This window comes from Psychrobacter piscatorii, assembly GCF_043641605.1.
GTDB lineage: Bacteria > Pseudomonadota > Gammaproteobacteria > Pseudomonadales > Moraxellaceae > Psychrobacter > Psychrobacter piscatorii_C.
In genome coordinates, this window is record NZ_JBHZRK010000016.1 from 48734 (window position 1) to 70567 (window position 21834).

At 42.9% G+C, this 21834-nt stretch carries 13 protein-coding genes and 1 pseudogene; 13 read left to right on the top strand and 1 reads right to left on the bottom strand.

The features are described from left to right. The 8 genes and pseudogenes from ACHUET_RS13015 (at position 1) to ACHUET_RS13050 (ending at position 16186) form a co-directional block, all read left to right on the top strand. On the top strand, positions 1-7587 hold the full coding sequence (locus tag ACHUET_RS13015; RefSeq protein ID WP_394213384.1) for a two-partner secretion domain-containing protein: 7587 nt from the start codon (positions 1-3) through the stop codon (positions 7585-7587). 5 nt (positions 7588-7592) lie between these two features. After that, the gene (locus tag ACHUET_RS13020; RefSeq protein ID WP_394213386.1) at positions 7593-8018 is read left to right on the top strand and encodes a hypothetical protein; all 426 of its coding nucleotides are present in this window, start codon (positions 7593-7595) and stop codon (positions 8016-8018) included. Between the two features lie 158 nt (positions 8019-8176). Beyond that, positions 8177-10396 (top strand): hypothetical protein, encoded by a 2220-nt coding sequence (locus tag ACHUET_RS13025; RefSeq protein ID WP_394213387.1) that lies wholly within the window; start codon positions 8177-8179, stop codon positions 10394-10396. A gap of 8 nt (positions 10397-10404) precedes the next feature. After that, on the top strand, positions 10405-11340 hold the full coding sequence (locus ACHUET_RS13030) for an Imm49 family immunity protein (protein ID WP_394213389.1): 936 nt from the start codon (positions 10405-10407) through the stop codon (positions 11338-11340). Between the two features lie 229 nt (positions 11341-11569). Continuing rightward, complete coding sequence (locus ACHUET_RS13035) at positions 11570-14845, top strand: hemagglutinin repeat-containing protein (protein WP_394213391.1); 3276 nt, start codon at positions 11570-11572, stop codon at positions 14843-14845. A gap of 184 nt (positions 14846-15029) precedes the next feature. Then, positions 15030-15161: pseudogene (locus ACHUET_RS13040) on the top strand (hemagglutinin repeat-containing protein); the annotation flags it as partial. Between the two features lie 202 nt (positions 15162-15363). Next, entirely contained in the window at positions 15364-15813 is a 450-nt protein-coding gene (locus ACHUET_RS13045) for an endonuclease V (protein WP_394213393.1), read from the top strand. A 193-nt stretch (positions 15814-16006) separates the two neighbouring features. Further along, positions 16007-16186: a hypothetical protein gene (locus tag ACHUET_RS13050; RefSeq protein WP_394213395.1), complete on the top strand. Its 180-nt coding sequence runs from the start codon at positions 16007-16009 to the stop codon at positions 16184-16186. 96 nt (positions 16187-16282) lie between these two features. Here ACHUET_RS13050 and ACHUET_RS13055 read toward each other — a convergent pair whose 3' ends face one another. Beyond that, on the bottom strand, positions 16283-16918 hold the full coding sequence (locus ACHUET_RS13055) for a TetR family transcriptional regulator C-terminal domain-containing protein (protein ID WP_227675718.1): 636 nt from the start codon (positions 16916-16918) through the stop codon (positions 16283-16285). A gap of 470 nt (positions 16919-17388) precedes the next feature. Here ACHUET_RS13055 and rutA point away from each other — a divergent pair, with 470 nt between their 5' ends. The 5 genes from rutA (at position 17389) to ACHUET_RS13080 (ending at position 21801) form a co-directional block, all read left to right on the top strand. Continuing rightward, on the top strand, positions 17389-18492 hold the full coding sequence (gene rutA / locus ACHUET_RS13060; RefSeq protein ID WP_394213397.1) for a pyrimidine utilization protein A: 1104 nt from the start codon (positions 17389-17391) through the stop codon (positions 18490-18492). Between the two features lie 14 nt (positions 18493-18506). Next, a complete protein-coding gene (rutB, locus tag ACHUET_RS13065; RefSeq protein ID WP_394213399.1) occupies positions 18507-19226 on the top strand; it encodes a pyrimidine utilization protein B in 720 nt (239 codons plus the stop codon). 71 nt (positions 19227-19297) lie between these two features. Next, a complete protein-coding gene (rutC, locus tag ACHUET_RS13070; RefSeq protein WP_394213401.1) occupies positions 19298-19681 on the top strand; it encodes a pyrimidine utilization protein C in 384 nt (127 codons plus the stop codon). Between the two features lie 137 nt (positions 19682-19818). Continuing rightward, positions 19819-20400, top strand: a complete 582-nt coding sequence (gene rutF, locus ACHUET_RS13075; protein WP_201599295.1) for an NADH-dependent FMN reductase RutF — start codon at positions 19819-19821, stop codon at positions 20398-20400. 42 nt (positions 20401-20442) lie between these two features. Further along, complete coding sequence (locus ACHUET_RS13080) at positions 20443-21801, top strand: solute carrier family 23 protein (protein WP_394213403.1); 1359 nt, start codon at positions 20443-20445, stop codon at positions 21799-21801. Positions 21802-21834 lie beyond the last annotated feature (33 nt).

Consider the following 21834-nt stretch of genomic DNA (forward strand, 5'->3'; position numbering starts at 1 on the left):
ATGAACGCTCAATGCTACCGAGTTATCTTTAACAAAGCCCGTGGAATGCTCATGGTGGTGTCAGAGGCCGCACGCTCTCAAGGTAAAACAAGCAACCCTAGCGAGGGTGGCAGCACTATTGGCCAAGTAGCAGGCACTTCGCAGACATCAGGGTCAGCTCATGGACAGGGCTGTTATCAAGGCGGCAAGTTCATACCCCTGCGTGCGCATATGCTACTAGTGCTAGGACTTGCGACCATGGTTGGTAGTGTCAATCATAACGCCTATGCTGATAGCACCAAGATTGTCGCTGATCGCAACGCGGCTGCCGCTCAGCAAGCCACCATACTAAAATCATCAAATGGCACAACCCAAGTCAATATTCAGACGCCAAGTAAAGCTGGCGTCTCACGTAACGTCTTTAGTCAGTTTGATGTCGGTGCTGATGGCGCCATCCTCAATAACAGCCGTAAAAATGCGCAGACTCAGCTCGCAGGATGGGTCGAGGGTAACCCATATCTGGCACGCGGTGAGGCTCGCGTGATTCTAAACGAGGTCAACTCAAGCGATCCAAGTCGTCTATCAGGCTATACCGAGATCGCAGGTGGCCGAGCAGAGCTGGTCATTGCTAACCCTGCGGGCATCACCTGTGCTGGCTGCGGCTTTATTAACGCCTCACGTACCACGTTGACGACGGGTCAAGCCTTGATGGATCAAGGCAAGCTCACCGGCTTTAATGTGACAGGTGGGAAGGTTCGCATCGATGGCGATGGTATGGACAGCATGGGTAGTGATTATGCGCAGATCATTGCCAGGACTGCTGAGATTAATGCAGGAGTCTATGCTAAAAATCTAGATGTTATCACGGGCAGTAATCAGGTCAGTTATGAGGAAGAGGGAGCTGATACCGTTGTTACTGCTAACGATAGTACCTCTAACAACAATGCTACTAATAACGCCACGGGTGTGGCACTGGATGTCTCAGCCCTAGGTGCCATGTACGCAGGCAAAATCCGTCTGATCGGTACCGACAAAGGCATGGGTGTGACTAATGCTGGTAGTATTGTGGCAAGCGCTGGTGGTTTGCAGCTCGATAACAATGGCAATCTGATCAACTCAGGCAGTCTGATTGCCAATCAAGGTAAGGTTAATATCGTCACTAAAGGCTTTGATGTCGATAATTCAGGAACGATTGCAAGTTCTCGCGCGGGTATTGATATTGATAGTGCGGCCTTAAATAATAGCGGGGTTGTTAGTAGCCGCGATACTTTGAAACTACAGCAAACAGGTGGCATTAATAACTCAGGTGAGATTGCGGCAGGCAGTTTCGACATGAAATCTGCTACGCTGAATAACACCGGCTCACTACTGCAAACTGGCTCAGGTAACCTTGCCATTGATAGCTCTCAGCTAATCAATAAGCAAGGCGGTATTATTGGTCAAGACCTGTATGCTGACGCGAGCACGCCGCCCAGCATGCCGCCTTCTAAAGTCCCGCCGACAACCGCCAATAACGGCAGTAGTGTTGGCACAGATCCAAACAGTCAGTCATCCGAGCCGAATCCGACACCATTACCAAGTGTGACGCGTGATGGCAATATTAACGTAAATAATCTCACCAATACGGGCAGTATCTATAGCAATGGTAAGATCAATGTTGCAACCGATAGTGTGGCTAACCAAGATAAATCCAGCTTAGCGGTCAGTACTCTGAATATCGCTGATAATGGTAGCGCCTCTAATACTGACAGTCGCTTGCAACTAGAAGACGTTAACTGGCAATTGGCAAACTTCGATAACAGCAATGGTCAAATTGCCGCGACCAACAGTATTCGTATCCAGTCCGCTGATGGCATTGACAATCAGAACGGGATTGTTGCGGCATCAGGTAAAATTGACTTGCAAGCAGTGGGCCAGTTTAACAATACCAAAGGCAAGGTACAGTCCAACGACAGTATTCGTATCAAAAGCGCAGCGCTAGACAACACGCAAGGACTACTCAGCAGCGAAGGCAGTCTCAGTATTGATACCGATGGCATGCTTATTAATGACAAAGGTGATATAAAAACCAATCAAAGCCTCAATGTGGCTGCTAAAGGCTATCGCAATATGGGCGGCACCATGATTGGTGTTGAGCGCGCCACTATCGATGTCTTTGATGATATTGTTATCAACAGTACTAATAGCGATATACAAGCGGGTAATCTGACCATCAAGACAGAAGGTAATTTTACCAATTCAGATACGTTGTCTGCACAAAATGCGCTCAATATCAACGCACAAAATATACGTAATCAAAAAAATGCTGAGCTGATCAGTAATGGCACAACAGCACTCAATGCGGCAAAAGATATTGATAATAGCGGTTTGATCAATGGTGCAAACACCTATCTTACAGCTGGAGATCGTGTCAACAACCACAGTAATGGTCGTATCTTTGGTGACCATATTGCCATATCAGCTAAGACGCTGAACAATAGCCCTGATGCTGTGACTGGTGTTATGACTGCCAGTACAACCGCCCCAGCACCAGTAATTGCTGCGCGCACTCGCCTTGATATTGGCGTTGTGAGTTTAAATAATGATCCCAACCAGACACGCGCAGGCAAATTTAACTCAGACTTTAATGGTCAGGCCAAAATACTGAGTAATGGCGAGCTATATATTGCTGGCAGCTTAGATGCTGAGCATCAAGCCATAGGCCGTGCGACCACCGTCACCAATAAAGGCGCCTCTATCGAATCGGTAGGGGATATGAGTATCACGACGGACACGCTCAATAATGTGAACGCAGATTTTGAGAAAGAAAACGTTCTTGTTAGTAGCAATCAGGTCATTGAATATTCACCTGATAACCAAACCGTCAGATATGATGAAGCAGATATTGAAATTTATGTTCATGGCTGGAATGATGATTGGGAGAAAACATTAAGAACAGTTGATGGTGATTTCAACAACTATGAAAAATTTAAATATGATGTTGAACGGTACGAAGAGCAGACCAAAACGAGTGATGCAAGTTTAATCAGAGCAGGAGGTAATCTTGTTATAAATGCGCCTAAAGCGATTAATGATCATAGTTTAGTAATTGATGGTCTTACATTAGTTTTAGAGGATGATCCTACCCAAACTTCTCGATTCGGTTTTCAAAATATTAGTACTGAGGGCAATACGGTACTAAAAAATGTTAACAGTATTTATTACTCTTATAGAACTAAAGATAAAACCAGATCAGACAACCCTTTGAGTGATCGTCCTTATACTTATGAGAATGGTCCTTATACAGTGGCTGATGACAGTAGGGTAATAAACACTTTTCAGCTCCCTATTTTAAACCAAAATATAGACAAAACCGTCGTGGCTTATGAGGTGACGGACAGTAACGCGCCACAAACCAGCAATATCCCGACGGAAGAAATTCGTAGCAGTAATGACGCGCCAACGCTACCAAACAGCAGCCTGTATAGTACCAACCCTGACAGCAGCGCCGATTACCTCATTGAGACCGATCCTGCCTTTGCCAACTATAAAAACTGGCTGTCATCTGACTATATGCTAGATCGACTACAGCTGGACCCTAATATCACGCAAAAGCGTCTCGGTGATGGCTACTATGAGCAGCAGTATATCCGTGATCAAATCATGATGCTGACAGGTCGCTACTACCTAGAAGACTACAGCAATCAAGACGCGCAGTACCAAGGGCTTATGGATGCGGGTATCACCACTGCGCAGACGCTAAACCTACGTCCAGGGATTGCGCTCACTGATGACCAAGTCGCCAAACTGACCACCGACATCGTCTGGCTGGTACAGCAGAGTATTACGTTAGATGATGGTAGCAGTCAAAAGGTGCTTGTCCCCAAAGTCTATACCCGCCAAGCGGTCGGTCAAATCGATGGTACAGGCAATTTAATTGCGGCTAACCGTATTGATATGCAGCTGACAGGTGACTTGAATAACCAAGGCAATATTGTGGGTCATCAAAGCGTCAACATTAATGCAAAAAACTTGACCAATGCGAATGGCGGTCTGATCAAAGGTAACTTCGTCCAAATTAATACCAAGAATGATCTTAACAATCTAGGCGGGACAATAGGTGCCAACAGTGCCATGCAGCTGGACGTAGGTGGTGACTTGAACAATCAAAGTCTCACTTATAGTACCAGTTCTGTCAAAGAGGCTAGCAACAGTACACGTACTGGCATTAGCCAAATAGCCAGCATTTATGTTGGTGATGGTCTCAAAGATCAAGTAGACGACAAAGGCAACGCGTTAACTACCTTTACCGCCAATGTCGGTGGCGATACGACCTTTGCTGCTGGACGCTTTGACAATCGAGGGGGCCGTAGTGTCATTGACACCAAAGGCGATATTAAGCTTGATGCTGTCAACGTGGGCTACCAGTCCAATAGTATTGGTGATGCCAATAACTACTTTAAGCAAGGCGCGTCTGCTGATATCGGCAGTCAACTTAGCGGTACAAATGACCTTATCCTTAAAGCAGGCAAAAATATCACAGGAGTCGCCAGCCAAATAACCAGTGCTAATGGCACGGTTGGTATTTTAGCTGACGGCAATGTCGATTTTACAGAAGGCAGAAACAAACAGAACCTCAGTACCGCGGTGAAAACCACTGATAAGGGTTTCTTAAGTAAAAAGACCACCCAAGATCGCTATGACATGCAAAGCGATAGTGCCATCAGCAGCAATATCGAAGGTGACAAAGTCATCGTTAAAGCGGGACAAGACATCAACTTCACAGCCATCAACGCTATCAGTGATCGTGGCACCCAGCTGAGCGCTGGTGGTGATGTCAATATTCTAGCAGCTGAGAACACGTCTAGTGAAAGCTCATTTAGTCAAACCAAAAAATCAGGACTGTTTGGCACAAGTGGCGGTCTAGGCTTCACCATTGGTAAGCAACAAAGCGATGACAGTAATGCCAAAACGGCGCTTACTCATACCGCCAGTAAAGTAGGTGCGATTGATGGCAACGTCATCATTGATGCAGGTGGCAACTACCAGCAGACGGGCAGCAATATCGTTGCCGGAATGGGCGCTGACAGCAGCAAAGATATAACAGACCCCGATCGCGGTAACACCGTCATCCGTGCCCAAAACATCAACATTGACAACGTCATGGACGTCTATACCAACCAAAGCGAGCAGAAGTTTAAGCAAAGCGGTCTCACCGTCTCTGTATCAAACAGTCTGATAGACAGTGCAAAAAGTATTGATAATCTTATTGACGCGGGTGGTAATACCCAAAGTACTCGTATGAAAGGTATGGCTGGTGTCGCCGCTGTTCTTAAGACAAAAGCACTCGCTAAAGAGGCGACCAATGCCGCAAAAGGACTGGCTGGCGGTATCAATGCGAATAGCTTAAAAGGCGCTGGCAACACCCGTATCCAAGCAACTATCGGTAGTCAAAAGAGCCAATCGAACAGCTCAAGCGTCACCGAGGCTAATCAAGGCTCAAGTATTGATACTAACAACCTTGCCCTAATCGCCACAGGGGCAGGGTCAGACAGCAACATCAATATTAATGGCAGCAGTCTCACCGTCAGTAATGACGCGCTATTCCAAGCAGACAATGACTTAAACGTTAATGGTGTGGCGCAAAACAGCAATACTCGTAGTGATAATAAGAGCTCAAGCGCCGCTATTGGTGGTTATGCCAGCTTTGGTCAAAACACTAGTGCAGGTATCACTGCCAGCGCCAGTCGTGGCAAAGGCTATGCCAACAGCGATAGCACCACCTATGCCAATAGCCAAATCAACGTGGGCGGCACCACCACCCTTGATATCGGTAATGATGTCAACATTAAAGGCGGCGTCATCAACACAGGTCGCGCTCAAGGAGTTATCGGTGGCGATGTCAACATAGAGTCATTACAGGACACCGCTACTTACGATAGTAAGCAAAAGAACATGGGTTTTAATGCTGATATCGACATAGCAGGTGGTGGTGCAGGCTCTAGTTTGTCTGTCAATGGTGGCAAGACTGACTTAAATGCCGACTATAAAGCCGTTGGTGAGCAGTCAGGCATCTTCACAGGCGATGGTGGTCTTGATCTTACCGCTGGCGGTAAAACCACGCTGATAGGTGGTGCCATTACCACCACTGATGCGGCAGTAGCGGCTGGACGCAATAACTATACGAGTCTTGGCGGTATAGTCACCCAAGATATTGAGAACACCACGAGCTATGAGGGTGATGCGATCTCTGTAGGTTTAAGTGTGGGTAAAGATAAAAACCCTAGCATGAATGGCCTTGGCTATGGCAGTGATAGTGACAGTGATAGCAGTGTTACGCGCGCGGGTATCACTGGCATCGCTGGTAATAAAGACATTACCACGGACAACCGTGATGAATACGCGGGCATCCTTGAGAATAGCTTTGATGCTGGTCAAGTGAATGAAGAGCTAGGGGCGCAGACGCAGATTACTCAGGAGTTTGGCAAGGAAGCGCCGAAGGCGGTAGGAGACTTTGCGAGTAACCGTCAATTAGATCTTATCAATGAAGGTAAAGTAGATGAAGCCGATAAATGGGCAGAAGGTGGCGCTTATCGGGTTGCCTTACATACGTTAGTGGGTGCTATTGCAACTGGTAGCGTTGATGGTGCCTTAGCAAGTGGTACTACGGCGGTTTCTATTCCAGCGGTAGGTCGTTACTTAGACGAGCAAGGCGTAGATGAGACGACTAAAGGAGCATTGCTTCTAGGACTATCAGCAGGCGTTGGAACTGTCGTTGGCGGAAATACCGCAGGTGCAGCTAACAGTGTGAATCAGACGCAGAATAATTATTTGAATCATATCCAACTGCAACAATGGATTAATGACTTGAAAAAAGCGAAAGGAAACGGAAGACGTATAGATGAGATTAATACGTATTATAAGAACCTTGATAAAAAGCAGCAAGCTGCGTTTACTAATGATTGCGAGACAAATTACAGCTATCAAAGATGTGGGCAGCATATTAAAAACTACTATGCTGGAAGCGAGCGATATAATGGCGATACACTTTTTGATCCTAAATTGTATTCTCAGATAGAGAATCTAGGTGGCCTTGGAACCGGAAGCTTACGTTCAGGGGTAACATTTAACAACGATCAGTTTGCAAATCAAAGTTTAAGATGGCAAGGTGATGCGGCGTATAGAGAAGATGGTATTCTTGGAGTAATAGCTCAAGGCGCAGTAGGTATAGGTGCTTCGCGTATTGGTAAAGCAACTGTAGTAGGAAAAGGATTGACTGGAAGTAATTGGAAGTTCAATCCTAAAAAAGATTTTGATTTAAGAGGAACTTCTTCAAATTATAGAGATGCTTTAAATCTAGCCTTTCAAAAAACTGGCATTCCTAGAACAAGTTTTAAAGTTTCAAAATGGGGTAAAGATATCAATGGAAAAACAATCCCTACTGAATATGTAGGTCCTAATGGTGCTAATGTCAATATAGATATACCTAAATTTAATAATGTAAAAGGTAACGGTCAGTTAGGTGAAGGACCTCACCAGCCACATATAGGATATCAGACTCCTGGTAAAGGTTCAGATAGAGTTAGAGGGCATATATTTGTAGATCATATTCCAACGACAAGGAGATAAAGGTAATGTATATTATAAATGAATTAAAATCGAATGCAGATAAAATAGGTCTCAATTATTCAATTATCAAGGGAGTAGAAGCTGAAAAATTAATCTCTAAAATTTTTAAAAAGTTTGATCCTTTAAGAACGAGTGGTCATTTAGCAATATCAGATAATAGTAAAGTTATTTCTCTAGAAGAGAATGAGTTTACATATACTTTAGCAATAAAAAAGCAAAAAGGTTACCTGTTTTTTGACCAAGAAGGAGTTGATAGAAATTTAGTTTTGGAAGTTGAAAATGTGCAAAGAGTCGGTGAGTTGATGGAAGAATCTTTCGGCATTGAGTACTTTTTATCAAACAGTGACTTGAGCTTTTTAATTGCTGTAAATTGGTATGTTATTGAAGTTTCAGGTGATTGTGAAGACATTGAAGATTTAATGAATATTTAGTTATTAATCATTTGTATAGTATTGTTTTACTACAGGCGAGGTAGGGCTCACAATCCTAAAACGATTTAAATCAAAAAAAGCTACGATACATTAATTATCGTAGCTTTTTTCGTATCTAAAACTAAGACACCGCCACCTACGCCAGCAAGCAAAAGAACATGGGCTTTAGTGCTGACCTTGATCTAAAAGGTGCAGGCTCCAGTCTCTCGGTCAATGGTAGTAAGACTGACTTAAATGCAGACTATAAAGGGGTTGGTGAGCAGTCAGGCATTTTCGCCAATGAAGCCGATTTAGTGGTTGAAGGCAAAGGCACTTTCACAGGAGCTGTGTTCACGACCTCAGAGGAGGCTCAAGCCAATGGCAAGAGCAATATCGTCTTCAAGCAAGGCGTGACCGCAACCGACCTTAAAAACACCACGAGCTATGACGGCGATGCCATCCAAGCAGGTATCAGCATTGGCAGCACCAATAACAAACCACAAGCCAGTATGAATGGTATTGGTTATGGCACAGACAGTGACAGTGATAGCAGTGTGACTCGTGCAGGTATTACGGGTGTCGCTGGTAATAAAGACATCATCACGGACAACCGTGCCGAGTATGCAGGCATCCTTGAGAATAGCTTTGATGCCAATCGAGTTAATAAAGAGCTTGGGGCGCAGACGCAGATTACGCAGGAGTTTGGTAAGGAAGCGCCGAAGGCCGTGGCTGAGTTCTCACAAAATCGTATGGATGCTATTAGAGCCAATCCCAATCTGAGTGCCGATGAAAAGATGGCAGCCATCAGTAAATGGGATGAAGGTGGTATTTACCGAGTCGCGGCTCACACCGTGCTTGGAGCATTGGGTACAGGTAGTGTAGAAGGAGCATTGACGACAGGTGGTGTGGCTGCTGCTGCGCCTACGCTTGATGATGTACAAGCTAAGCTAGCTAAAGCGCTCATTGATAAAGGCATGAGCGAAGATATTGCTAATGGTGCAGCAAGCGGTGTGGTCAGTTTGACGTTACTAGGTGCTGGTACTGCGGCTGGACTGGATACGTCAAGTACGGTCACCGCTACTAATGTCGATGCGAATAATAGACAGTTGCACATTAATGAAATCCGTTTTCTAAACAACAGTGAAAGAGTTAAACGTTTTCAAAAATATATATTAGAAAAGGAAGGGAAAAGTATAAGCAAAGAAGAGGCTCAAAAACGACTCAACCGTTCTGGTGCAGCACTTGTCGACAATAATTGGAATAAAATTTATGGTGGTGATGGAAATGCATTAAGCTTCATCGCTAGTGAAGCCCAAAAGTCTGGTATGAAAATAACTTCGACAGATGGGAAAACAACTCAGATATTTCATGTTGATAAATCTGCATTTAACAATGAAACAATTAATTTAAGGCAAGCAATTCAGAGTTATGCTAATCCTCAAACTCAGCAATTTATTAAAGATTTACAGGTAAAAGTTAATAAAGGTACTGCAATAAAAGAGTATAAGGCAGGACAAAGTTTAGGTTATCAAGATGCTGGTAAAGACGCTAATCCAGTGAAAGACACAGGTATTATTCTATCAGGGTTGCTAGATACATTTGGCTTTTTAATAGAATCAACCAAAAGTGATCAAGTAGGTCCAATTGATTCACAGCGTATGAAGGAATATCATAATAAACTATTACAACTGCAAGGGAAATATAAAGAAGCAGGGTATCTTTCAGAAAAAGATTGGGCAGAAACACAACGACTAACCATAGTTGGTTTAGCTTTAAGTGAAGTTGGCGGAGTAGCCTTAGGAGCAGCAGCTAAAGCGGGTGCTAATACATTTAGACGTATAGGTAACGGAAATACATTTAAGACTTTAATTACTAGCTCAGACGATGTTGTCGAATCAACGGCCAAGGGTTTTATTAATGCTACTAAAGTACGAGAATCAAAAAACGTACTAAATCCAACTAATAAGGCTGAAAAAAACCTAGTTGACGATATAATTAAAAATAGTGATCAAGGTGGCACTAAGACTGAAAAACTAATAAACAGTATTAGTAGCCGTTCAGGCTTTACTCCTGTTAAAGGAGGTACATACAACAAAGGTGTAAATGGCTTTGATCATGTTTTGTTAGGTAAAGATGGAACTGTAGTCATAGTGGATAGTAAACAGATTAGTAAAAGTGGTACGCTTAAAGTAGAGCCAAGAGCGGCAGGTAATACCAATCAGTTATCTCCTGCATGGATCGATACTGTTCGTGGTAAATTACCCCCTAAAGATCCTGCGAGGGTAGCTATTGAAAATGCTATTAAATCAAACAAGCCTATTAAAACAGTTATTACAGCAGTGGACAAACAAAATGGCGTGATAAAAATTATCCCTGTAAAAATACCTAATAAGAAGTGAGTATTAAAATGAATGATAATTATAAAATATATTTAGGCAGTGAGACGGGACGAGACTATCAAGAAAGTGTTGAGCATGTTTTAAGTGAGGTAACTCAGTTATCAGTCAAAGACAATATATCTGAATTATTGAATATAATTCATACTTCGGTTGGAAACTCTTTATATTGTATGAATATTTTAGGTACTTACTACGAAGCAAAAGCCTCCTCTGACTTATTATTACATGCTGATGTTAAAGCTTTTAAACAAGCCGCTTATGTGGCCGCTAAACTAAAAATAATGGGTAAAGAAGAAATCTATTGGGCATACAATGGTTACAATACCAATAACTTCTTTACAGCCATCATGTCTGATAATCCTGACTTAATCAGATTTTTAATTGAGCACCGAGATAAAATTGTTGAAATTAATGAGCTATATGATCGTAAAGACACACGTTCCTATTTTAATAAGAATACCTTGCTTGCATTAGCAGGAGATTGGAAGCCTTTAAAAGAGCGAAGTCTAATATTTTTAAAAGACGATAAAAAAGACAAATTCGATGTCAAGCGCATACCTGATCATGAGTTTTATATTGCGCTGTGTGATAAAAATATGGAAGCAATGCAAGTAGCGTTAACTAAGCTACTTGAACCCAAATTAGCAAAAAAATCGGCATATGATGGAAACGTTTGGTTTGACTTTTACCTTCAGGTACAGGTGGTATTGTACGCCAAAATTGCAGCAATACATGGCTATGACCTAGGTATAGACAGTCCAATTGCACCTAAAGAGCTCATAGCATTTGAGCCATTAGAAAAATACACTGAACCTTACGATTTTATGCAAGAGTTTGATTACAATCGACCGCAGCAAGAATGGATTGATATGTGGCAAGAACGTATGAGAGTAGCTAGTGAAAAAAAGAAGAAAAAGGGCTTGTTTTCTTGGTTAAATAAATAATTTGCTTATAGCAAGCGTAGAGAACAATTTACGAAATCATTCCATATTCTGTGTATTTGTTCCTGCTGAGGGAAAAGGCGCATGCTAACCCTTAAAGAACAATAACCCATATCCCGCGTGTTTCCAGCCCATTAAAGAACTCAGATCTACAGGCCATGCTTCCTATATTATTGCCAGTATCTATGTTGGTGATAGTCTCAAAGATCAGATAGACGACAAAGGTAACCAATTGAATACTTTTGTCGCCAATGTCGGTGGCGATACGACCTTTGCTGCTGGACGCTTTGACAATCGAGGGGGCCGTAGTGTCATTGACACCAAAGGCGATATTAAGCTTGATGCTGTCAACGTGGGCTACCAGTCCAATAGTATTGGTGATGCCAATAACTACTTTAAGCAAGGCGCGTCTGCTGATATCGGCAGTCAACTTAGCGGTACAAATGACCTTATCCTTAAAGCAGGCAAAAATATCACAGGAGTCGCCAGCCAAATAACCAGTGCTAATGGCACGGTTGGTATTTTAGCTGACGGCAATGTCGATTTTACAGAAGGCAGAAACAAACAGAACCTCAGTACCGCGGTGAAAACCACTGATAAGGGTTTCTTAAGTAAAAAGACCACCCAAGATCGCTATGACATGCAAAGCGATAGTGCCATCAGCAGCAATATCGAAGGTGACAAAGTCATCGTTAAAGCGGGACAAGACATCAACTTCACAGCCATCAACGCTATCAGTGATCGTGGCACCCAGCTGAGCGCTGGTGGTGATGTCAATATTCTAGCAGCTGAGAACACGTCTAGTGAAAGCTCATTTAGTCAAACCAAAAAATCAGGACTGTTTGGCACAAGTGGCGGTCTAGGCTTCACCATTGGTAAGCAACAAAGCGATGACAGTAATGCCAAAACGGCGCTTACTCATACCGCCAGTAAAGTAGGTGCGATTGATGGCAACGTCATCATTGATGCAGGTGGCAACTACCAGCAGACGGGCAGCAATATCGTTGCCGGAATGGGCGCTGACAGCAGCAAAGATATAACAGACCCCGATCGCGGTAACACCGTCATCCGTGCCCAAAACATCAACATTGACAACGTCATGGACGTCTATACCAACCAAAGCGAGCAGAAGTTTAAGCAAAGCGGTCTCACCGTCTCTGTATCAAACAGTCTGATAGACAGTGCAAAAAGTATTGATAATCTTATTGACGCGGGTGGTAATACCCAAAGTACTCGTATGAAAGGTATGGCTGGTGTCGCCGCTGTTCTTAAGACAAAAGCACTCGCTAAAGAGGCGACCAATGCCGCAAAAGGACTGGCTGGCGGTATCAATGCGAATAGCTTAAAAGGCGCTGGCAACACCCGTATCCAAGCAACTATCGGTAGTCAAAAGAGCCAATCGAACAGCTCAAGCGTCACCGAGGCTAATCAAGGCTCAAGTATTGATACTAACAACCTTGCCCTAATCGCCACAGGGGCAGGGTCAGACAGCAACATCAATATTAATGGCAGCAGTCTCACCGTCAGTAATGACGCGCTATTCCAAGCAGACAATGACTTAAACGTTAATGGTGTGGCGCAAAACAGCAATACTCGTAGTGATAATAAGAGCTCAAGCGCCGCTATTGGTGGTTATGCCAGCTTTGGTCAAAACACTAGTGCAGGTATCACTGCCAGCGCCAGTCGTGGCAAAGGCTATGCCAACAGCGATAGCACCACCTATGCCAATAGCCAAATCAACGTGGGCGGCACCACCACCCTTGATATCGGTAATGATGTCAACATTAAAGGCGGCGTCATCAACACAGGTCGCGCTCAAGGAGTTATCGGTGGCGATGTCAACATAGAGTCATTACAGGACACCGCTACTTACGATAGTAAGCAAAAGAACATGGGTTTTAATGCTGATATCGACATAGCAGGTGGTGGTGCAGGCTCTAGTTTGTCTGTCAATGGTGGCAAGACTGACTTAAATGCCGACTATAAAGCCGTTGGTGAGCAGTCAGGCATCTTCACAGGCGATGGTGGTCTTGATCTTACCGCTGGCGGTAAAACCACGCTGATAGGTGGTGCCATTACCACCACTGATGCGGCAGTAGCGGCTGGACGCAATAACTATACGAGTCTTGGCGGTATAGTCACCCAAGATATTGAGAACACCACGAGCTATGAGGGTGATGCGATCTCTGTAGGTTTAAGTGTGGGTAAAGATAAAAACCCTAGCATGAATGGCCTTGGCTATGGCAGTGATAGTGACAGTGATAGCAGTGTTACGCGCGCGGGTATCACTGGCATCGCTGGTAATAAAGACATTACCACGGACAACCGTGATGAATACGCGGGCATCCTTGAGAATAGCTTTGATGCTGGTCAAGTGAATGAAGAGCTAGGGGCGCAGACGCAGATTACTCAGGAGTTTGGCAAGGAAGCGCCGAAGGCGGTAGGAGACTTTGCGAGTAACCGTCAATTAGATCTTATCAATGAAGGTAAAGTAGATGAAGCCGATAAATGGGCAGAAGGTGGCGCTTATCGGGTTGCCTTACATACGTTAGTGGGTGCTATTGCAACTGGTAGCGTTGATGGTGCCTTAGCAAGTGGTACTACGGCGGTTTCTATTCCAGCGGTAGGTCGTTACTTAGACGAGCAAGGCGTAGATGAGACGACTAAAGGAGCATTGCTTCTAGGACTATCAGCAGGCGTTGGAACTGTCGTTGGCGGAAATACCGCAGGTGCAGCTAACAGTGTGAATCAGACGCAGAATAATTATTTAAGTCATATTGAACGTGCCCGAATGGCGAAACTTAAAAAAGAGAAAAGTGAACGCTCTAATAGTTACGGTAATTGTATTTCAGTAAGATGTGCAGAGATAACAGCAGAAATACGTGCATTGGAGAAATTAGATAAAGCGAGAGATAAAGAATTTAATATCGCTTATGATAATTGTAGAAGTGGTGCAGGTTGTGAGGTTTTTTATGGCTTACATGTTACTCAAAGACAAGAGTGGAATGCTGATGCTGAAAAATCATTTAAAGAAAATAGAGATGATTGGGTATTGCAAGAAGATAGTAAAAATATTTTTCATAACTTTGATAAAAATGGCAAACCAAGCAAACTTCCTAACGGTAAATATCGCTACAAAAAATACGTACATAAAAATGGTCAGCTTGAAATTATTATTGATACTAAAGATGGGAATATAAACAAAGGTGATTATGGAAGAATTGTCACTGACTTGACTAATGCAGGAAGTTATAATTATTATCCGCCAACAGACCTTCTAGGTCATAAGGATTATGATGTTGATCCATATATTGATTTTGGTAGCGGGAAAGGAGATAAAACAAGTTTGAATGACAGAAGAAACGTTCCAATAGCTGACGTATTCCCTACTGAAGTTATATTTGGAGAATTACCTCCTGTCGTTGGTATGGAAGGAAGTATTGCTAACGATACGATTCAGAAATATATCAATGAGGCTTTAAGAGATTTCGAAAAGGAGAAGAAATAGTATGAAGAAGAAAAAAAACCTATTAATTATATTTTTTACGCTTTTGTTTCTTTTATTTATTTTCTTAGCTTATGATTTTTATAAAGGTTTCCAAATAGGAATGGGTGTTTAGTGCATAAACTATAAAAATATTGTGAAAATTAAAAATAATATGAGTGCATCTTAAAGCTAAGATATTATATATATCTTAGCTTTTTATTTCTCTAGAAATAGTGTCAACATCAAAGGCGGCGTCATTAACACAAATCGAGCGCAAGGCGCTATCGGTGGCGACGTCAACATAGAGTCATTACAGGACATCGCTACTTATGATAGTAAGCAAAAGAACATGGGTTTTAATGCTGATATAGACATCGCGGGTGGTGGCGCAGGCTCTAGCCTCTCGGTCAATGGTGGCAAGACTGACTTAAATGCGGATTATAAAGCAGTCGGTCAGCTGAGCTAGAGAGATCTATACCATTGAAAATGGCGAAACAGAAAATCAGATCATGTGGAAGACCCAAACCTATGAACCATTCATGTTTGAGCTTCGATATGAGGATAAGCAGTCCCGTATTCTAAGTGAACATATTGTAGAAGTTAATGACGTTGCGCCTTATGAGTCAGGTCAGTTCTATAAACGAGAAATGCCTTGCTTGCTGGCCTTGATCAACCAAATCAAAGAGCCTTTTGATGTCATTATTATAGACGGCTATGTATTTCTGGATAGTGTTGGCAAAGCAGGATTAGGCAAATATCTGTATGATAACCTAGCTAATAAAAAGCCCATCATCGGTATCGCTAAAAATCATTTCTATGACATTACAGAAGACTACGCCGTTTGGCGAGGGATAAGTAAGCGCCCTCTATATGTCACCAGTATTGGTATAAGCATTACAACGGCGAAAGAGATGGTCAGTGAAATGGAAGGTGAACATCGAATACCTAAAATGGTCGCTGATGTAGATAAACTCAGTCGCGTTACCTAAAAGTTGGATGAGCGATATCAAAGATAAAAATATTTTGCAGTAATATTGTCACAGCTAAAAACATATGTATGCAAACTATTCATACATTAAAAAATATACTTAATTTAATCAAAAGCTACGATGCGTTATGTATCGTAGCTTTTTTAGTATCTCAAACTAAGACACCGCTACCTACGACAGTAAACAAAAGAACATGAGCTTTAATGCTGATATTGATATAGCAGGCGGAGGTGCAGGCTCTAGCCTCTCGGTTAATGAAGGCAAGACTGACTTAAATGCAGATTATAAAGGGGTTGGTGAGCAGTCAGGCCTCTTCACAGGGGGTGGTGGTCTTGACCTCGCTGCTAAAGGCAAAACCACACTCATAGGTTGAGTAATTACAAAGACTGACTCTGCGTTACAAACAGGACTCAAGAACTATGTCAGCAAAGGCGGTATAGAGACGCAAGACATCGATACAAATATCAAATTATATAATCAAACTATCTACAAGAAGTTGAATGCTAGTGTTTAACGCATCATTAGCAAATTTCTTATTTCTTAAACTATGATTACAAATAGCTTCAGTTTGCGTAGAAAAGTCAGAGTAGTGCTGAGTGACTGCCCAAATATGGAAAATTAAATGGATCGCAGAAACTGACTTAATCTTATTATCTGCAATCCACCCGTCGATCACTGCTACCTTTTCTCGCACCAAATATCTTAAAGGCCCCTTCAGCACCCCCATTAAGTGAGGCGCTCCTTGCATGATCTCTAACGCATATAGTCTCGATGCTGCAGGTGATTTCTTTGAAATCTTGTATTTTTCTTCGATATAAGTTTTGAGCGCATTTCTTGGATCTTGGTTGACGTTAATATTGCTCAAAGGGGACAACCACTCACTGAGCACCGCTTCCAAAGCAGCAATATACAGAACCTCTTTACTGTCAAAATAATAAAATATATTCGACTTAGAAATATCAGCCTCTTCCGCAATCCTCTCCATTCGTGCCCCATTTAGTCCTTCTTGTGAAAAGACGATCAATGCCGCATTGATGATATGTGCTTTTTTCTTTAGTACTTTTGAACTCGTTTCTGCCTCTTCTTTGAGCACGCTGTCTTTCACTGTCATGTCCTTCATTATAAAGTCGTATAAACCTAATTTTAGATGATGGTTGATTCAATTTAAAAAGGGCCAAAGCAATCATTACAAGCGCCATTTATTGACCAATATCGCTCGCTCAGCAGCGATCAACACCTTATTAGTCTATGGATCACTAATCGCAGCGATAGCCCTCACCAACGTCCTTTTTACTACTAATCTAACTCACCGTGTCCAGATTACCACCAAAATTCCTTTTTCAAGTGTTTCTGCACTATTTTATAACAAACCGCACCGTTTTATAACAGTCCGCACTATTGTTATGCATTTTTTTAAACCATATGGTCTAAAAAATTTTGGGTAAAAATTATATAAGTTATTGATAAATATAAATAAAAAAATATGGCATGAGTTTTGCTTTGATAAAAATGTAAAAGAATTTTCATTTCTTTTATAGCTTTCTTCTTCTCTTCTCAAAATCTACAGGTGACCTCATGGAAATAGGAATTTTTTGTCCGATTGGTAACAATGGTTGGTTAATCTCAAAAAACGCGCCGCAGTACAAGCCAACTTTTGAACTTAACAAGCAAATTGTGCAACGTGCTGAGCATTACGGTTTTGATTTTGCGCTCTCAATGATCAAGCTGCGCGGTTTTGGCGGTGAGACTGAGTTTTGGGATTATAACCTCGAAAGCTTTACTTTGATGGCAGGACTCGCGGCAGTCACGTCCAAAATAAAAATCTATGCCACGTCAGCGACGTTAGTAATGCCGCCCGCAATCGTAGCGAGAATGGCATCAACGCTTGATAGCATTTCAAACGGGCGTTTTGGATTGAATGTCGTGACTGGCTGGCAAGAAGCAGAATACGGACAAATGGGAATGTGGCCAGGCGATGATTATTTTGGCAAGCGCTATGACTACCTATCTGAATATGTACAAATCCTAAGAGATCTTTGGGCGACAGGTCAATCTGATTTGAAAGGTGAGTTCTTTCAGATGAATGACTGTCAGGTGAAGCCTATTCCAAAAGCGGATATGAAAATTATCTGTGCGGGTCAATCAGATACAGGCTTGGCATTTTCTGCAAAATACGCTGACTATAATTTTGTCTTTGGTAAAGGGCTAAACACGCCAACTGCCTACGCTGGTATTAATGACCGCTTAAAGGTACACACGGATCAGACGGGCCGTAATGTTCCGACCTATGTGCTCTTTATGGTCATTGCAGATGAGACCGATGAAAAAGCACAGGCAAAATGGCAATCATACAATGATGGTGCGGACTTTGAAGCCATTGATTGGCTGCAGTCGCAAGGTGGTAAGGACAAAACCTCAGGCAAAGATACCAACATCCGCCATATGGCCTCAAGCGTTTCGCCAGTCAATATCAACATGGGTACGCTGGTTGGCTCCTTTGAAAATGTCGCCAGCATGTTAGACGAAGTCGCTGAAGTACAAGGTACAGATGGTGTCTTATTGACCTTTGATGATTTCGTGCAAGGCGTAGAAGATTTTGGCAGCAAAATCCAGCCCCTGATGAAGAGCCGCATCAATGTTGATACCCCAGTTGCCAGCCAAGCTGTCAGCGAAGCCTAATAAAAGGAGTGGATATGAATTCGGTTAATACTATTTGTGCAGACTTTACCAAACAATCCTCTCCCGTTTTAGAGTCATTGCCCGAACCTATCAAGTTAGATCCATCGCAAACCGCATTGATCGTTGTGGACATGCAAAACGCGTATGCCAGCCAAGGTGGTTATCTGGATTTGGCTGGGTTTGATGTGACGTCAACCAAACCCGTCATCGATAAAATCAAGCAAGCCGTGGATATTGCGCATCAATCTGGCATACAAGTCATCTATTTTAGAAATGGCTGGGATAACAAATATGTGGAGGCTGGTGGTAGCGGGTCGCCCAATTATCACAAATCAAATGCCCTAAAAACCATGCGTAGAAACCCTGAACTTGAGGGAACACTATTGGCAAAAGGAGGCTGGGATTATGAGTTGGTCGACGAGCTTAGCCCTGAGCCTCAAGACATTGTCATAGACAAACCTCGTTATAGCGGCTTCGCGAATACCAATTTCGATAGTGTATTGCGGTCACGAGGCATACGTAATCTATTGCTCACAGGTATCGCGACCAACGTCTGTGTTGAATCGACGCTTCGAGATGGATTTTTCCTTGAGTATTTTGGGGTGTTATTAGATGACGCTTGTTATCAGGCAGGGCCAGTAGAGGCTCATGACGCCACACTATATAACGTAAAAACCTTTTTTGGTTGGGTGTCTAACGTTGCCAGCATGCAGCAGTGTTTTTTGGATACTTAATCTTTTCGATATCTGGCTTTTTAGGAGCCTAAACCAAGCGCTTCATACTTAACTTAAATAGGAATGTAGATATGTCTAAACAAGTGATTATCCCTGAATGTACCAGCAAGCCATTGGCACCCTATGTACCCGCAACTAAGGCCGACAACATCGTTTATGTCTCGGGCACTTTGCCCTTTGATGAAAACAACGATGTCGTACATGTGGGTGATGCCGCTGCGCAAACTCGTCATGTGTTAACAACGATTCAAAACGTTATTCAAACCGCTGGTGGCGATATGGATGATGTGACGTTTAATTCAATTTTTGTCAAAGATTGGGCAGATTATGACGCTGTTAACCAAGTCTATGCAGAGTTCTTCCCCAATGAAAAGCCAGCGAGATTTTGTATCCAATGTGGATTGGTAAAACCAGACGCCCTCGTCGAAATCGCGTCCATAGCGCACATTGGATGAAAACCTGCTTAAAAATAACTGCAGTTAGTGAATTTAAAGTTACCTGACATCGAACCCTCTAGCATTGCATTGGACTGTAGTAGGGCGCTTTAGTTGACTACACATGTGGCGGAATATTGTTTAAAAGGAAATGACAGATGAATACAGTAATTAAAGAAAGCCAAGTAACGCAATCCTCATTAATGAAACATAAGTCTAAAGAATCATTCACCTCTACGGCAGGAAACTTAACCGATATGCAGCAGTCTTTTAGAGATGCGATGAGCAAGCTTGCGGCTGCCGTGAACATTATTACCACTGAGGGTCCAGCAGGGCGAGCAGGATTTACCGCCTCAGCGGTGTGCAGTGTCACTGACGAACCGCCAACCCTATTAGTGTGTCTAAACAGAAGTGCGTCTGTATACAAATTTTTTAAAGAAAATATGGTGCTATGCGTCAACACACTTGGTCTTGAACACCAAGATTTAAGCGGTGTGTTCGGCGGAAAAAAGGCATTAGAAGAAAGATTTGAGCAAGGCAACTGGTCCACGCTGTCAACAGGATCGCCTGTATTAGAGGATGCCAGTATCTCTTTTGATTGCAAGATTAAGCTTATTAGCTCGGTAGGAACTCACGATATTCTTATTTGTGAAGTATTGGATATCAAACACAAACCTGATTGTGAAAGTCTCATCTATTTCAATCGAGGCTACCATCAATTGAGTAAGTGCACGAACTAAGTGTACTAAGTGTCACCCCTCTACTTTTTAAGGATATTTAAAATGGATAAATGGTTTGTTAAATGGCGTCCCTACACTGGGAACCTAGAAAAGACACCGGTGGGAATCAATGAGTATTTGCCGATGGGTAAAAGTGTGGTGTTAGGCGCACAACACTCATTCGCCATGTTCGGTGCGACAATTTTGGCTCCCTTACTGATGGGCTTCGATCCTAGCTTAACGATGCTTATCACTGGTATAGGCACGATACTTTTCTTTCTTATCACGGGCGGTCACGTACCAAGTTACTTGGGCTCTAGCTTTGCATTTATCGGGGCGGTAGCAGCAGTAACAGGCTATAGCGGCACGGGTATCAATCCAAATATTGGTATTGCCCTGGGAGGTACCGTTGTCTGCGGGGTTTTATACGCATTGATGGGTCTGCTGGTAATGAAAACAGGTGCAGGGTGGATTGAGAACTTGATGCCACCTGTGGTCACTGGGTCCATTGTGATGATTATCGGGTTGAACTTAGCGCCTGTCACCATACAAAGCGTCATCGGCAGTAGCTTTGATTCTTGGATGGCGTTGGTCACCGTATTGTGTATTTGTTCAGTCGCCGTATTTACTAAAGGTATGGTCAGACGCTTGTTATTGTTAATAGGTCTAGTCGCTGCCTATTTTATTTATTTCCTATTAACCAATGTCTTAGGCATGGGTAAGCCTATCGATTTTAGTCCAATTGCGAATGCCGCTTGGTTTGGTATTCCAACCCTTTACTCACCTGTCTTTGAGACCAGTGCCATATTAGTCATTGCACCCGTCTTTATCATCTTAATCGCTGAAAACCTTGGACATTTTAAAGCAGTAGAAGCCATGACTGGCAAAAGTATCTCGCCTTATATGGGTAGAGCGTTCTTCGCTGACGGCCTTTGTACCACGCTGTCAGCCTCGGTAGGCGGCACTGGTATGACGACTTATGCAGAAAACATCGGCGTGATGGCAGCGACCAAAATCTACTCTACAGTCGTCTTTGTCATAGCAGGTGTTTTTGCAATCTTATTGGGTTTATCTCCTAAATTTGGAACATTAGTCAGTACCATTCCTGTGCCTATTTTGACCGGAGCTTCAATCGTTGTCTTTGGTTTGATTACCATCGCTGGTGCGCGTATTTGGATGAATGCAAAAATTGATTTCAGCAAGAATGGCAATATGTTGGTAGCCGCCGTTCCAGTAATCCTAGGCACTGGCAACTATTCACTAAACATTGCAGGCTTTGATTTAGGCGGCATCGGTACCGCTACGTTTTTAGCCATTCTTATGAACCTCGTTTTCAATTTTAAAAACAAACAAAAAGAGGTGAGCGTGACCACTGAGAGAGAAATCGCTACATCAGAGCCACTCTTAAAACTCAATCCATAAATTTAAAACCCTATTTGATCTTACCTTAAGGAA

Coding starts and splice junctions, on each gene's coding strand:
- ACHUET_RS13025 (WP_394213387.1), top strand. CDS start 8,177: ATGGGCTTTAGTGCTGACCTTGATCTAAAAGGTGCAGGCTCCAGTCTC.
- rutF (WP_201599295.1), top strand. CDS start 19,819: ATGAATACAGTAATTAAAGAAAGCCAAGTAACGCAATCCTCATTAATG.
- ACHUET_RS13080 (WP_394213403.1), top strand. CDS start 20,443: ATGGATAAATGGTTTGTTAAATGGCGTCCCTACACTGGGAACCTAGAA.
- ACHUET_RS13020 (WP_394213386.1), top strand. CDS start 7,593: ATGTATATTATAAATGAATTAAAATCGAATGCAGATAAAATAGGTCTC.
- rutA (WP_394213397.1), top strand. CDS start 17,389: ATGGAAATAGGAATTTTTTGTCCGATTGGTAACAATGGTTGGTTAATC.
- ACHUET_RS13030 (WP_394213389.1), top strand. CDS start 10,405: ATGAATGATAATTATAAAATATATTTAGGCAGTGAGACGGGACGAGAC.
- ACHUET_RS13015 (WP_394213384.1), top strand. CDS start 1: ATGAACGCTCAATGCTACCGAGTTATCTTTAACAAAGCCCGTGGAATG.
- ACHUET_RS13050 (WP_394213395.1), top strand. CDS start 16,007: ATGAGCTTTAATGCTGATATTGATATAGCAGGCGGAGGTGCAGGCTCT.
- ACHUET_RS13045 (WP_394213393.1), top strand. CDS start 15,364: ATGTTTGAGCTTCGATATGAGGATAAGCAGTCCCGTATTCTAAGTGAA.
- rutC (WP_394213401.1), top strand. CDS start 19,298: ATGTCTAAACAAGTGATTATCCCTGAATGTACCAGCAAGCCATTGGCA.
- rutB (WP_394213399.1), top strand. CDS start 18,507: ATGAATTCGGTTAATACTATTTGTGCAGACTTTACCAAACAATCCTCT.